The 14,721-nt window shown below is 38.9% G+C and carries 8 protein-coding genes; 4 read left to right on the top strand and 4 right to left on the bottom strand.

Going from position 1 to position 14,721, the window contains the following annotated elements; all coding sequences use genetic code 11:
• Positions 1-9: 9 nt before the first annotated feature.
• From AAC073_RS20665 to AAC073_RS20655, 3 genes are all read right to left on the bottom strand, one after another.
• The gene (locus AAC073_RS20665; RefSeq protein WP_339925715.1) at positions 10-3,459 is read right to left on the bottom strand and encodes a TonB-dependent receptor; all 3,450 of its coding nucleotides are present in this window, start codon (positions 3,457-3,459) and stop codon (positions 10-12) included.
• A gap of 147 nt (positions 3,460-3,606) precedes the next feature.
• Positions 3,607-4,629, bottom strand: a complete 1,023-nt coding sequence (locus AAC073_RS20660) for a FecR family protein (RefSeq protein ID WP_339925714.1) — start codon at positions 4,627-4,629, stop codon at positions 3,607-3,609.
• Positions 4,630-4,652: 23 nt separating this feature from the next.
• Entirely contained in the window at positions 4,653-5,291 is a 639-nt protein-coding gene (locus AAC073_RS20655; protein ID WP_339925713.1) for a sigma-70 family RNA polymerase sigma factor, read from the bottom strand.
• 803 nt (positions 5,292-6,094) lie between these two features.
• Between AAC073_RS20655 and AAC073_RS20650 the strand changes: the two genes are divergently transcribed.
• The 4 genes from AAC073_RS20650 to AAC073_RS20635 all read left to right on the top strand — a co-directional run bounded on the left by AAC073_RS20650 (position 6,095) and on the right by AAC073_RS20635 (position 12,919).
• Positions 6,095-7,360 (top strand): exo-alpha-sialidase, encoded by a 1,266-nt coding sequence (locus AAC073_RS20650; RefSeq protein ID WP_339925712.1) that lies wholly within the window; start codon positions 6,095-6,097, stop codon positions 7,358-7,360.
• 185 nt (positions 7,361-7,545) lie between these two features.
• On the top strand, positions 7,546-9,570 hold the full coding sequence (locus AAC073_RS20645; RefSeq protein WP_339925711.1) for an FAD-dependent oxidoreductase: 2,025 nt from the start codon (positions 7,546-7,548) through the stop codon (positions 9,568-9,570).
• A gap of 314 nt (positions 9,571-9,884) precedes the next feature.
• Positions 9,885-11,303, top strand: a complete 1,419-nt coding sequence (locus AAC073_RS20640; RefSeq protein ID WP_339925710.1) for a Gfo/Idh/MocA family oxidoreductase — start codon at positions 9,885-9,887, stop codon at positions 11,301-11,303.
• Positions 11,304-11,323: 20 nt separating this feature from the next.
• Positions 11,324-12,919: a VCBS repeat-containing protein gene (locus AAC073_RS20635; protein WP_339925709.1), complete on the top strand. Its 1,596-nt coding sequence runs from the start codon at positions 11,324-11,326 to the stop codon at positions 12,917-12,919.
• A gap of 63 nt (positions 12,920-12,982) precedes the next feature.
• On the opposite strand, the gene AAC073_RS20630 is transcribed toward AAC073_RS20635, so the two are convergent.
• Positions 12,983-14,416, bottom strand: a complete 1,434-nt coding sequence (locus AAC073_RS20630; protein WP_339925708.1) for a hypothetical protein — start codon at positions 14,414-14,416, stop codon at positions 12,983-12,985.
• Positions 14,417-14,721: the final 305 nt, after the last annotated feature.

Raw genomic sequence — 14,721 nt, 5'->3', positions numbered from 1 at the left:
CAGTATGATTTAGAAATTGATGTTAGCACCTAAAGAAAATGAACGGTAAATAGGATAATACTGAGACCCATTCATTTCCGGATCAGATACCTTTTTGTACTCATGAATGCCCGTTACTTCCCAGATATTATTCCCTGAGATGTATACCCTCACCATTTCCATTTTAATCCTCTGGGTAAGCGCCTGAGGAATTGTATAACCTAAAGTCAATTGTTTAAGTCTTAAATAGGAAGCATCTTGTAAATACCTGGTTTGAACAGCAGTAACGTCCGAACCTCCTGAGACCATAGGTCTAGGGAAGTAAGCATCCGGATTTTCTGGAGACCACCAGTCTGTAAGCACTTTATTGTGTGCATTCCATTCACTGGTGTATCCCCCAAGCCAAAAGTTGTTATTGAGCCATAAATCACGTTTGGCTACACCTTGAAAAAATATATCAAGATCGAAATTCTTCCATTGGAAATCTGTTTTCACACCAAAACTGTATCTCGGTGTATTGTTTCCGATAATTTTTCTATCACCTGAATTATCCAGGGTTCCATTACCTGGAGAGATTTTACCGTCGTTGTCAAGATCCGCGAACAATAAATCTCCTGCTTTTCTCTCTATACCTACCAAGTTTCTATGGTCCAATTCCTGCGCTTCCGCATCTGTTTGTGCGATTCCTGTTGTGGTATAGCCCCATATTTCCCCTATTTGCTTCCCTACATAATAATCAGATATTAAACCTACAGGATTACTAAATTTGGTGATTTCAGAGGTGTAATCTGAAAAAATAAGGTTAACACCCCACCTCAATTCATTGCTCTGTTGCCTCCAACCTACTGTGAGATCCCAACCTGTGGTTTTTAAGTCAGCAGCATTTTCACTTGGCTCGCTTTCTGCTAAAACAGCTGGCAGGGTTTGTGACCTTGTCAACATATTTTTGGTATCCCTTCTATACATGTCAAAGGAAGTGTTTAACCTGTTTTGAAAGAGGGTAAAATCCAATCCAAAGTTTCTCTGGGTAACAGTTTCCCAAGTTAAGGTAGGGCTTACCAAACCAGGGGCATATACTGTAAGTGGCCTATCCTCATTCAAAATATAGTTGATCGTACCGGCAGAAAAAGTAGCGATATAGGGATAATTTCCAGGAACATTCTGGTTACCTAGGTTACCATAAGATAGCCTGACTTTTAACATGTCAAAAGTACTGTCTAGATCCCCGAAAAATTCTTCGTTATCTATCCTCCATCCTAAAGATAAGGAAGGAAAAAAGGCAAATCTGTCAGTTTTTGGGAATTTCGAAGAGCCATCATAGCGCCCATTGAATTCCAAAAGATACCTGCCATCGTAATTATAATTAAAACGGGTAAAAGCTCCTCTAATGGCATATTGCGACGCTCCATCTCCTACATAGCGCTCTCCATATGCCAAATTCATAAACGGTATGGATTCCACTGTAAGGTTTTCTCTTTTTGAATAGAAATACCTTGAATCAAGGTTTTCTTGGTTAAACCCACCCATTAATTTTATGTCATGCTTTCCAAAGGTATTCGCATAATCTGCATAAGCATTGAGCACATAATATTTATCATTGTAGTTGGTCTTGGTCACTTGACTAGGATTGGTAAAAGGGTAATAACCACTTACAGAACCATCTACGAAATACATGGGTAATGTCTTGTAATAATCCTCTTCTTCGGTATTCTTAATATTTGAGGTATATTCAAAATTGATGGTGGTATTTTTAATTGGGGTTAATTGTAATGACCCAGTAATCCATGTGTCTTGAATTTCTCTTTTTCTATATCCTGCTTCACTGTAAAACTGAACCGTATTGGGTACAGATCCACCTGATGCATAGTTACCGTCAGGAAAATAAACTGGCCAGTTGGCCCATTGGTGCCATTGAAAGGGGCTGTTTCCCTCAGGAAAGTGATTGGTAGAATTGTTTGGTGGATAAATATGCTTGCTATTGTTCATGGAAATTTTTGTTCCAATTTTTGCCCAATCTGTAATTTTATAATTCAGATTTGTCATGAAATTGTAACGTTTGTACTTCTCATCAAAGACTTTATTTATCCCCTCCTGGTACAAATAATTTAATGAAGTGTAATAATCAAACCTATCATCGCCTCCTGTGATACTAGCCGTATATTGACTCATAGGATAACTGTCTCTCATCAGCTCTTCTGCCCAGTTGGTATTGCCACTCATCAGCCAAACATTGGCGTTTTGAGGATCTGGGAATGCTGAAGGTTGGGTAGGATCATTGTAATGGGCAATTATCTTGTCCTGATAAATATCCGTAAACTGATAATAAGGCACACCATTTCTTGCAATATTGGCGGTATTCATATAATCCATCCGTTCCAAAGCATCCATGGTTTCAAATTTTACAACGGGTGTATTTACTGCCGTATTGAATGATAAGGAAATGGAGGGTTTGTCACTTTTACTTCCGGATTTTGTTGTGATCAAAATGACACCGTATGCTGCTCTTGCACCATAGATGGCAGCAGATGCAGCATCTTTTAAAACAGATATACTTTCGATATCATTGGGATTGATCAGGTTTACATCCATCGGCACATTGTTTACCAATATTAATGGTGAGCCACCATTAATGGAAGTAAATCCTCGAACGTTAAAAGTGGCGCCTCCACCGGGGGTTCCTGTGTTCTGGGTGATATTTAAGTTTGAGATTTGCCCTTGAAGGCCTTGACCAATATTGGTAATCGGACGATTTTCAAGCACTTCTTTGCTAACACTAGACACGGCTCCAGTAAGGTTTTCTTTCTTCTGAGTACCAAAACCTGTCACAACCACCTCGTCCAAAGCGCCAATTTCTTCTTGAAGGGTAATATTTATAATTGTTTGTTGCCCTACGGCTATACGCTGGGACTGAAAACCAATAAATGAATAGACCAATGTAGCTTCTTCAGGGACAGTCAAGGAATAATTACCGTCAATATCAGATGCAGTTCCTATGGTTGTGCCTGGAATTGCAATGGTCACACCGGGAAGCGGTTCACCATTTTGATCTACTACTTTACCAGAAACTTTCACATCAGCTACCTCAGTAATATCCACCCTTTCGGCGCTGCTTTCCTTAGGGTTAAGCTTAACATGAATATTGCCATTTACCTGGGTGAAACTCAGCTGTGTCTGTCTGGCAACGTTCTCAAGTACTTTATAAACCGTAATGTTTTCTTGGCTAATGGAAATTTTTTGGTTTAGCATTATCTTGTCATCATTGTAGGTAAACTTAAAATCAGTTTTTGATTCTATGTTCTTGAAAAACCGTAACAATGTCTTTTCCTTTAAATCAAGTGATACCTTGACCTCATCAATCGTTTTTCTTTGTGCATTCCCGGTGTTGGCCAACATTACCGTACAGAAAATCAATTGGATGGCAAAGCCATAAAACAATCTCTTGGACACCATAATAAGTTGTCTCAGTATATATTTATTCATAATATTGTGTGGTTTAAGTTTTAGACGACTTAACTATTGCCTTCCTTTTTTGGTGGAAGGCTGTTCAAAGCAGGGTCTCATTCCCCCCAGAATGGGCCCTGCAATTGGTACTGCTAACTTGAGTCAATATTTGCCATGTGTTTCGTTTTAATTGTACAGTTCAACATTTCTATTTTCAATCCTAAAATTTAGACCTGAAGTAAGGTTTACTCCTTTCAAAACATTTTCAAGGGATTCATTTTTATAGGTGCCTGAATAGACCCAACTTTTTCGGATTTTCCCTGTTAATTTTAATTCTACACCGAACCAGTCTTCAATTTTTTTTCTACAATTTTCAAAATTATCTGAGCTAAAAACGAGTACATTGTTTTTCCATCCTGTCACCTCAAGGTGATCAAATTCGCTTTTATACAAATCCCCACTTTTTTCCATTATCAGCATTTCTTCAGGCCGGAGGGCTACTTGGTTCCCCTTTTCATCTTTCACCATCACTTTCCCCGTCAATAAAGCAACTGAAAGTTTTCGCTCTTCTACCTTTACATTAAAAGTGGTTCCCAAAACTTCAATTTTCGTATCCTCTATTAATACAGTAAATGGTTTTCCATTTTTCTTTATTTCAAAAAACCCTTCACCTTTTAACTTTACCCATCGATCTGCAGTGGCAAGGTTGGAAGGGTAAGTGATTTCACTGGAAGAATTAAGATAAACCTTACTGCTGTCTGCCAAAGTAATGATTGAACGATTGGCTGTACTTGTACCTCTTTTTATAATAAAAGCTGCGTTGAATTCAGTAGAAGGCGAAGAATAAATGAATGCATGGTAATACCCCATCCAGGCGCAAAACCCGAAAACGAAAATGGCAGCCACATTTTTTAAAAAATTATTTTTTTTTGGATGGATAAATGTTCTGTTTTTATTGGAGCGGTCTATATCCGCATTCATCACATTCTCGAAAATATCTATATAGGTGCTATCACTCATGCTTTCACCTTCCCCATAACTTACGGACCTAATTATGGCAATGGCCTTTAATACAATGGCTCGCTTCTCAGGGTGTTCTGAAAGCCATTTTTCCCAAAAATGGTGGGTATTCTTATCAGGATTTTTTACCCAAAGGATAAAAAATTCATCGGTAAGAAAATCTACTAATTCAAAGTCTTTATACCTCATTCTATTACTATCGCTCTTCTGAATTATTTTTGATCAACAAAAATCTCTTTTAACGTCGCCATGGCCCTATAAACAATTTTTCTGGCTGATTTAACGTCTGTAAACTCCATCGTTTCAGCCACTTCTTTATAGCTCATACCCTCTTCATACAATAGCAATATGGCTTGTCGTTGTCTGGCTGTTAACTTTTCTAGCGCTTCTCTAACCATTTCCTTATTGGCTAAATCACTTTCCCTCTGAATCAAAATAGATTCAGGGCAAATAGAAATAGGGAAAAATTGCTCATTCATATCATCATACCTTGTTTCCGAAAGTTTTTCAACTCTTAAGTTTTTAACAATCTCTCTTGTTAGAATTTTAAACAAATAAGCCTTAATGCACAATATCTCTCCCAAAGAACCCCTTCTACGCCTTAGGTAGATAAAGATATTCTGAACGCAATCTTTAATCAATTCACCATCTTTGGTTATCTGAGAACCATAATGAAACATCCTTTTGACATAAGTGCGGTAAATAAAATTAAAAGCCAATTCATCCCCCTTATCAAAAGCCATCCATATCTCTCTATCAGGTTTTCCCTTTATGGCTTCTAGCGGTTCTTGATGACCAGGTGGCAACTTAGGCTGAACGGAATAATTATTTTTGTTAACTATTGATTTCATTGCTAGTTAGTGGTAAAGGTTGATCATAGTCCTCTATAAAAGAAGAGCATTAAAAGGCGAAAAACAACCCCATTAAAAAATTATTTTTTTTATAAATGAATTAAATAAATATAAAAATAATATTTTTTTAAAATTTACCAAATTTTATATAATTATACTTTGAATTATAAAATATTATAGGGTACGTGCCCGAAAAAATTTCCTCTAACTATAAAGTTATTGGTAAAAAATAAATAAAACTTGACATAATACTAAATAATATTTTGTCTTTTGGACGGATTTAAGGGAATAAGTAATTTCAAAAGAGTGTGCTATGAATGGTCGTTCATTGGTCGCAGCACCTATTTTAAGCATATCGGGTTGTGTAAAAAAGAATACTTAAAAACATTTTAATCAAAATTTTATATTTAATTTTTCTTAAACAATAAAATTTATGAGTTCAGACGGTGTTATGCCTATCGGAAAATCGCTTAACTACTTGATACCAATCACATCAGTAAATCGAAAAAATACTATTGATTTCAGCGTATAAGTGGAAATAGGCTAGGGCACGAAAACACTTATTACCCAGCCCATGGATGTAGCGCATTCAAAAAGGTTTAATTGAATACTACTGGATTGCTCAAACTGCTACGCCTTTTAATAGATAAAAATTTTATATTGGGATCTTTACATAATTTAGCTATTTTGTGACGTAAATTTAGAAAATATCAATAATATTATTGGTAATCCTTTGAAATCTAAGCCACAACATTTGCTCCAAAGTGGGCAATCGTGAAAATATTAAAGTAACAACGTTAAACATGAAAAGCATAAAAAAGCATTATTTTAAAGTATTTATTGCATTGTTTTTTTTCCAAATTATTGGCTGTTCTCAGAAAAATGAAAACAGCAAACCGGAGGATTACCCGGATCCAGTAAACAATCCAAGCTCCAAATTAATGCTTATGGGAGACTGGTTTGCACTTCCCCATGATATTGATTTTGATAACCTTCCCAAAATCCCATCTAGCCATGCCCTTGTAAGTGATGTGACCGCGGAAGGGGTAAATCACCCTACTTTTTCCGAAGCCAAAAAAAGTGGTGGTGTCAACCAGCATTCCTATATTACTTTTTATCAAGACAAGTACTGGCTAATGTGGAGCGATGGGCCCGGTGTGGAAGACAGAGTTGGTCAGGTGGTAAAATATGCCACTAGTGCGGATGGGCTCATCTGGTCTGAACCAGATTTTCTTACTTCCTACCCAGAAGGAGCCGGTCCCGATTCTGAACATTACAATACCCGAACAGAAAAAGGGAAGCGTTGGATTTCCCGTGGATTTTGGCAAAGGGATGGAGAGCTTTTGGCCTTGGCTTCCTTGGATGAAGCAGCAGGATTTTTTGGACCCAGCCTTGAACTTTGGGCTTATATATGGAATGGCAAATCCAATTCCTGGGAGGAAAAAGGGATTGTTTATAAAAATGCAATCAATAATTTCCCTCCGAAACTTCTGCCATCAGGAGAATGGTTAATGTCCAGAAGAGCTTATGATTATAAAGAATCGGGCATTGAATTTTTGCTCGGTGGAATTAAGGGCTTTGACCAATGGGAATCTTATCCTGTAACAGGCTCTACCACAGAAATGGATCCAGAAGAACCTTATTGGTGGGTGCTTCCCGACGGAAAAAACCTAATGGCACTCTTTAGGGACAACAGGAAAAGCGGATACTTGTATAGGGCTTTCTCCGTTGACAATGGACAGACATGGAGCAACCCCGTAAAGACGAATTTCCCTGATGCCAGGTCAAAATTCAATGGTTTAAGAATGAGTGATGGCAGGTATGTGCTGGTTTCTAACCCTCACCCTGAACGAAGGGATCCCCTCACATTGGCCATTAGCGATGATGGAATGGTATTCACCAAGATGGGCTTCCTGACTGGCGGCCGACACATCGATTACCCACATGTGATCGAGCAGGATGGCCATTTGCTAATCGCCTTCGCTGGATCAGTAAAGCAAAAAATCGAAGTTTTAAAGGTGAAAATTTCCGATTTGGACAAGCTGGAGATGCCTCCATTGAAAAAGTAATAGGTTGTTCATTGCTTTGTTCAGAATGTATGAATAAACGGAAATTAAACAAATAACCTGGTTCGCCTTGCCTTAAGTCTTTGCTTGGATTGAAATATTCAAATCCTTATGGTCATTCATATGGACCATAAATACCGCTAATAAACACTTCAAGTTTCGTTGCTTGTTAAAATGTTAATTTAAAAATGGATAGAAGAAATTTTATAAGATTAAGTTCATTGGGAACCTTAATTACGGGTAGTGGAATAGCTACTTCCTGTGTATATAAAAGCACTGATTCGGAGGGGGAAGATTTTGCTGATATTGCTGTGATAGGTGGAACACCTGCAGGAATAATGGCGGCAATTGCAGCGGCAAGAATGGGTTCTAAAGTAATTCTTACCGAATACCATTCTCACTTAGGGGGGTTGACCACAAGTGGATTAGGTAAAAGTGATATAGAAAACAAAGAGGCCATTGCAGGTCTTTTTAAGGAGTTCACAGAAAAGGTGCTCCAATACTATACCGATAAATATGGCGAAAACTCCAAAGAGGTATTGCTTAGCAAAGAAGGCTATTATTACGAACCATCGGTTGCCGAATTGGTATTTAACCAAATGATAGCGGAAGAGAAAAACATCATGGTGCTATTCAATTACCAAATAGAAGAAGCCGAGATGATCTCCGAAAAGATTTCCAGGTTAAGATTTAAGGACCGTAGCGGTGGCGACAATATATTCCTAAAGGCTGAAGTATTTGTAGACGCTACCTATGAGGGAGATGTTTTTGCCCTTGCGGGTGGAGCTTACCGATTGGGAAGGGAAGGAAAAGAGGAATTTGATGAAGCGCATGCAGGCCAAATATTTTTTGACTTTAATGAAAAAGCATTTTTGGAAGGTGGCAGCGGCGAAGAAGATAGCAGGTTACCTGCTTACACTTATCGCTTGTGCATGACGGATGAACCTGAAAATAGCTATGTACTTTCTGAACCTCCTCATGGCTATGATAGAAACAACTATGTTGAATATTTTAACGATTTAAAAGACGGAAGATTAAGTGCCCCCAAGGTGTTTAAGGAAGGGCATGGTTATTATTCGGATCACTTTGACACCATGGTCCGGGTTTTCTCGTTCACCGAAATACCAAACCGAAAGTATGATGTCAATATCAATCCAAGACCATTAGGATTCCCATTTGTAGGAGAAAATTATGCTTATCCTGAATCCGACTGGGCTGCTCGAGAAAGAATATTTCAGAGGCATAGAGAACTGACCCTGGGCCTGATTTATTTTGTTCAGAATGATCCGGAAATTCCGGAGGAACATAGAAATCTTGCAAAGAAATACCATTTACCCAAGGATGAATTTACGGACAACGAACACTTCCCTTGGCAATTGTATATCCGCGAGGCCAGGAGATTAAAAGGAAAGTACACCCTCACCGAAAATGACGTAACCCTACAAGGAGACGCAAAAAGAACCACCGTTTTTGAAGACACCATTATCACAGGTGAGTTTCCAATTGACAGCTTTCCAGTTTCCAAAGTTCCATCAAAAGACAATAAGGTATTGGAAGGCTATATAGGGATGTATGAAATCTCTCCTTACCAGATTCCCTACAGGATTCTGGTTCCTGAAAAAGTCCTGGGATTGATTGTTCCGGTAGCTGCCTCCACTACCCATGTTGCCTACTCTACCGTAAGGATGGAACCGCTCTGGATGGGAATTGGACAGGTAGCAGGCATCGCTGCCCACTTGTCCCGTAAATTGCAGGTCGAGATTAAGGATGTACCTGTGCTTCAACTCCAGGACATTCTAATAAAGAACCAGCAGATTTTAACTTACTTTAAAGACATAGACAGAGCAGACAAGGCTTTTGATGCGGTACAGTTTTGGGGTACCAAAGGATTTTTTGACTCCTATTTGGCAAGGCCACAGGAGAATTTGTCTATCGAAGATTTCAAGCTGTGGATGGGCATTTTTAAAGACATTACCAACAATACAGAAATCGCCAAAAATCCAGAGCTAAACAATAATGGCCTAACTGTTCCAATTTCAACAGTACAAAACATCCTTCAAACCATGAATAAATCCGACACAAAAAGCCTGCTTCCGGATTCCTGGCTATATGAAAAAAGAGCGCTCGAATCCAATATACTGAGAGGGGAAGCCTGCATGGCCATGTATCAATTGTACCAGGAAACTGAATTGGCTTTGGACAAAAACACCTAAACCCAAGCAAAATTGAAAAATCCATTTTACAAATTTCTGTAAGGACTGGAAAAATACTAATCGGCTTTGATCCACACGCACCACCTAATTCTATTATTGGAATAGGGAATGAAATATAGCGCCTGACTTTTAATTTTCCACTTGATTTTCGATAACGTTTCCGTTACTATTTTTAGAATATTGTTTCTTTATTTATCTGGTAATGACTATATAGTAAAGAGATTACCACATACTAAGAAATTTCATTGACAGAAAGAACCCTCTTTAGCATTCCAATTTTTACAACTTATTTTGACCACAAAAGATCTTGAAAAATGAAAAATAACCGTAGAGAATTCATCAAAGTTGCCGGTATGGCTGGTGCTGGCATTGTTGTAGGCGCCAGCAGGTCTCAAGCTGAAACCCATAAGAAACAGTTACACAAGCAATCTTTTAACATGCATGGTTATGCCGCACCAAAAATGGACAGGGTGCGGATGGGTTTGATTGGAGTGGGAAGCCGGGGTTCAGGAACATTAAACCGTTTTGCAAGCATAGCAAACGTGGACATTATAGCTTTATGTGATATCCTACCTGGAAACATTGATAAAGCCCTTAAAACAATAGAAGGTTTTGGGCATCATCCAGACACTTATACAAATGGAGAAGAAGCATATAAAGCCCTTTGTGACCGCAATGACATAGACTTGATTTACATTGCTACTCCATGGAAGTTCCACGCTCCTATAGCAGTGTATGCCATGGAAAGAGACAAGCATGTCTATACCGAATTGCCAGTAGGTATTTCGCTTGAGGAATGCTGGCAGGTGGTGGAAACTTCAGAAAGGACAAAAAAGCATTGCTTTATGGGATGTGGTTCCTGTCACGACGGAATGGCGGCTACCGTTTTAAACATGGCTAGAGATGGCTTTTTTGGCGAATTGATTCACGGAGAGGGTAATTATATTCATGACAGGGTAAATGGCCCAGATAGGTGGGAAAGAGATGCCGACAATTGGTTTGGTTATCGCCCATGGCGCTTAAAGGAAAACGTAGGCAGGAATGGCAACCTCTACCCGCAACATGGTTTGGGACCAGCTGCCCAGATGATGGACCTCAATTACGGTGATCAAATGGAATATTTGGTTTCCATTTCTAGTGGTGATTTTACCATGGCGCCTAAAATGAAAGAACTGGATGAAAAAGACCCTTATTTCGAACCTTATAACGGGCTTAAATTTCGCGGGAACATGAATACAACCTTGATTCGTACTTTTAAAGGGAGAACAATCATGTTACAACATGATATCAGCTCGCCTAGACCTGGTTCCAGGTTCCAAATGATCAGTGGCTCCAAAGGCATCTATGAGGCTCGCCCACCTAGAATTGCGATTAGTGAGGATTATATGGAAGAAAGTGAATTCAAAGCACTTATAGAGAAATATACGCCAAAGATGACGAGAACCTTCCAGGAAAAAGTATCTCAAGCAGGGGGAATCAAGGGAAGCAGGTCCTACGAAAGAGTAACGGCCAGTGATTGGAGGTTGATCGACTGCTTAAGAAATGGGTTGCCTTTGGAAATGGATGTGTATGATGCAGCCTTGTGGACAGCAGTAACCCCATTGAGCGAGCAATCCGTAGCCCAACAAGGAAAGACAATGAAAGTCCCTGACTTTACCTCAGGCGCTTGGAAAACAAATAAAAGAGGAATGGACATTGATTTAAAAGAAGGTGGAACAACCAATTTAATTTAAGGGTTGGAAAGTGAATTTTCATGAGCAATAAAAGCACCTATTCGCTAAAAGTATTCTCCTTATGCCTTTTACTCCAATTTTCCTGTGGAAGTCCAGAGGAAAAGAAATCTACCCAAAAGCTTGAGTCGGAAAATGCCATCTCAGGGAAGGAACTGTCAGAAAAGCATTGCCAAAGCTGTCATTTGTATCCAAAACCTTCTGAGCTGGATAAGAATACATGGGAGCGATCGGTATTGCCACTGATGGGCAGATTATTTGGGATATATGAACTGGAGGTACCAAGAAGCAAAATCCTAGAAGGTGCTATAGACAAGAAGACTGTTGAGGAAGGCAATATGTTTCCTGAGAAACCCAGCATTGCTGCTGTAGACTGGGAAAAGATAAAAGCCTTTTATTTAGCTGAAGCACCTGAAGTGCTAGACCAAACCGTATGGGAAGAAAGTAAAATTAGCCATTTGGAAGGGTTTGAAATGGTGGAGCCTGAAGAAAATGGGAAGCTTCAGAACATTACCTTTTTAAAAACAGATCCAACTCATAAAGGCATCTATGTAGGTGGTGCTTCTGGGGAGCGAGGTTCTCTGGCCATTTTAAATAGTGACAACAGAATTTCTCAGATGATCCCTCTTCCTTCTGCCCCCACAGATGTAGCATTTGGAAAGGACGAGCTCTCCATCACACTGGCTGGTTCCCTCAGGCTCTCCCCCGGGAAAAATAAATTTGGAGATTTGATCACCTTGTTCAGAAATCCTGGAGAACTTCAGTATTCCTCCTTTAGGAAATTTTTGAGCCAATTGAACCGACCTGTTCAAACTTTTTTTGAAGATATAAATGGCAATGGACTCACGGACATTCTGGTAGCAGAATTCGGCTATTATACTGGAGCCCTAACTTTATTTGAAAACACAGGACTACCAGAACAACCTTATAAAAAGACCTCCCTAAAAAATGTCTCAGGGGCCATTCACACCGAAGTTCAGGACATGAACGGAGATGGGAAAAAGGACATTGTCGCCCTCTTTGCTCAAGGAGATGAAGGGGTTTCCATCTTTTACAATGAAGGAGAAGGTCAATTTACCGAAGAAAGGGTTCTCCGATTTCCTCCTACTTATGGTTCAGTTTCTTTAGATTTAGTGGATTTCAATCAAGATGGACACTTGGACATTCTTTATGGGAATGGAGACAATGGAGATTATCCTCCTATAGCCAAATCCTACCATGGGCTAAGAATATTTGAAAATGATGGAGAAAATAACTTTAAGCAGGTTTATTTTTTCCCTATGAATGGAGTCAACAAATGTGCTGCAGCAGATTTTGACCAGGATGGCAAACTTGAAATTGTTGCGGTAGCCTATTTTCCAGATTTTGATTTACTAGGAAGGCAGGATTTCGTTTATCTACAACCGGAGGGTCTATATGCTTACAAAGCCCATATTTTAGAAGAAAAATTAGATGCCAGGTGGATTACTTTTGAAATTGGAGACATTGATTTGGATGGAGATTTGGATTTATTACTTGGATCCAATGGGAAATACTACTCCAAACCACCTACCTCAATGGAAATCAAAAAGCCAAAAGGCCCTCTAATGATTTTAAAAAATCAAATGAATCTAAAGTGAAATAATCCCTATGCTATCACGTAAACAACAAAACCGTTATTCTATTGAAAAAAGGGAAACACACTAATTCTTAACTAATTCCAGCCAATCCTTATCCAAAATAACAATAGGCCAATCACCAATGGGTATATTTTGGAATAATAAAACTTTACCATTCTTAGTGTAATTGTCCTCATTAAGGGCATATACAGTTCCATCCAAAAGGTTCAGGAAAACCGGATTTTTTATTTTGGCATGTGTTATCGTAAAGTTTACCAATTCGGTATCCATTAGATCTTCAGGTTTCTCCCCCCCTTTCCATACAGTAATGGCTGTCCCCTTTTTACCTTTTTTATTGTAAGAAAAAACCATCAAATCTTTAATATCCTTTTGAACTTCAGCTTTATCTATTTTGCTGATTTCTCCTGAAAAAACACTGACCGTATTTTGAAAGGCTTTATAGGATAGTTTGGGCCTTTCTATACTTCCATCCGGGGCCACTTTCAGAAGACCTTTAGAATTGAGTCCTGCAAAATGGTCTCCCTTGGCATACTGCATGTCTGAAATCTGAAATACACTCGTAACATCTACGTTGTGGCCCATATCCCCAAGCATCCTTCTCAGCACCCATTTGGCCTGTGAAGTTTCAGACCAATCATATTTGGTCATCGCCCCAACAGATTGGCCTTTGGGGGTACTTGGCGCACCATTTTCTCCTTGCCAAAGTTCAATTTCAGGGTCAAAGGAGCTCACAAGTTCTCTTAATTTAGCCACTGCGGAATAGGATCTCTCCGGCACAGAATTATAGCCATGGAAAGAAAGCACATCAAATTGATCCAATTTATCTTTAGACTTTAAAATATCCAGAATAGACTTTACATATTCCGTCCTACTCAAGCCTGCAAGTCCCAGCGCAATGATTTTGGCATCAGGTTGGATTCTTTTTATGATATCTCCAGTACGAACATGAAAAGCAGCAAACTCCTCGGCTGACATTTTTTTACTGATATCCGGCTCATTCCAAATTTCCCATTCCTTGACTTTGTCCTTGTACCGAATTACCATGGATTCTACCCACTGGTCCCAAGCTTTCAATGCCTCTTCTGAGGTCGGAATACCTCCGGCCAAAGCTGCCTCTCCACCACCTGGATAAATGGGATTACCATAGGAAACCTGTAGCCAAGGTTGAACATCTTGGTACAAAGCATCATCAATTATTTTATCCAACCATTCAAAATCGTAAACCCCTTTCACCTGCTCAGATTTTGCCCATCCGCCTTGTAGACGAATACGCTTGGCTCCCGATGGCCCAAGGTATTCTTTATACGCATGGTAATCTGCATAATCCCGATCCAAGGTTTCACCTCCTATGGACCACCTGGAAGATTCTATTTCACTGGCAGAATAAGTTTTTAACTTCCCAAGAGTCTCAAAAGAATAATTTTCTTGGGTAAATCCTTTTTCATAACTAAGCCCAAAAAAAATAAGGCCTATAACGAATATTTTAAGGTATCTCATGGTTAATGTTTATTGTTGTATCATTTTATACTTTAAGGTCTTTCTTATCTATTTCAAAGGAAATGCTACCATTTATCTTATCCTATCCAATTATTAATTTTTATCCGGAAATTTGGTCAGCATTACTCCTTATTGAACTCAAATTTCCTCTTATACGGCGTAAAATTTTAAATGACAGATTAGATACCAGATGCATTATTTTTGAAGTAAATGACATTGATTCAGATGCGACTTGAATTTATCACTTTGCTTAAATGGGAAATACTCCTCCAAAATATCTACTTCAGGTAAATCAAAAAGTCAAA

The sequence above is a fragment of the uncultured Cyclobacterium sp. genome, from assembly GCF_963977555.1.
Lineage (GTDB): Bacteria > Bacteroidota > Bacteroidia > Cytophagales > Cyclobacteriaceae > Cyclobacterium.
This window is presented reverse-complemented; position numbering and strand designations above follow the sequence as displayed.

Excerpts from the sequence above, each read along its gene's own strand:
- AAC073_RS20665 (WP_339925715.1), bottom strand. The coding sequence starts at position 3,459 with ATGAATAAATATATACTGAGACAACTTATTATGGTGTCCAAGAGATTG.
- AAC073_RS20660 (WP_339925714.1), bottom strand. The coding sequence starts at position 4,629 with ATGAGGTATAAAGACTTTGAATTAGTAGATTTTCTTACCGATGAATTT.
- AAC073_RS20655 (WP_339925713.1), bottom strand. The coding sequence starts at position 5,291 with ATGAAATCAATAGTTAACAAAAATAATTATTCCGTTCAGCCTAAGTTG.
- AAC073_RS20650 (WP_339925712.1), top strand. The coding sequence starts at position 6,095 with ATGAAAAGCATAAAAAAGCATTATTTTAAAGTATTTATTGCATTGTTT.
- AAC073_RS20645 (WP_339925711.1), top strand. The coding sequence starts at position 7,546 with ATGGATAGAAGAAATTTTATAAGATTAAGTTCATTGGGAACCTTAATT.
- AAC073_RS20640 (WP_339925710.1), top strand. The coding sequence starts at position 9,885 with ATGAAAAATAACCGTAGAGAATTCATCAAAGTTGCCGGTATGGCTGGT.
- AAC073_RS20635 (WP_339925709.1), top strand. The coding sequence starts at position 11,324 with ATGAGCAATAAAAGCACCTATTCGCTAAAAGTATTCTCCTTATGCCTT.
- AAC073_RS20630 (WP_339925708.1), bottom strand. The coding sequence starts at position 14,416 with ATGAGATACCTTAAAATATTCGTTATAGGCCTTATTTTTTTTGGGCTT.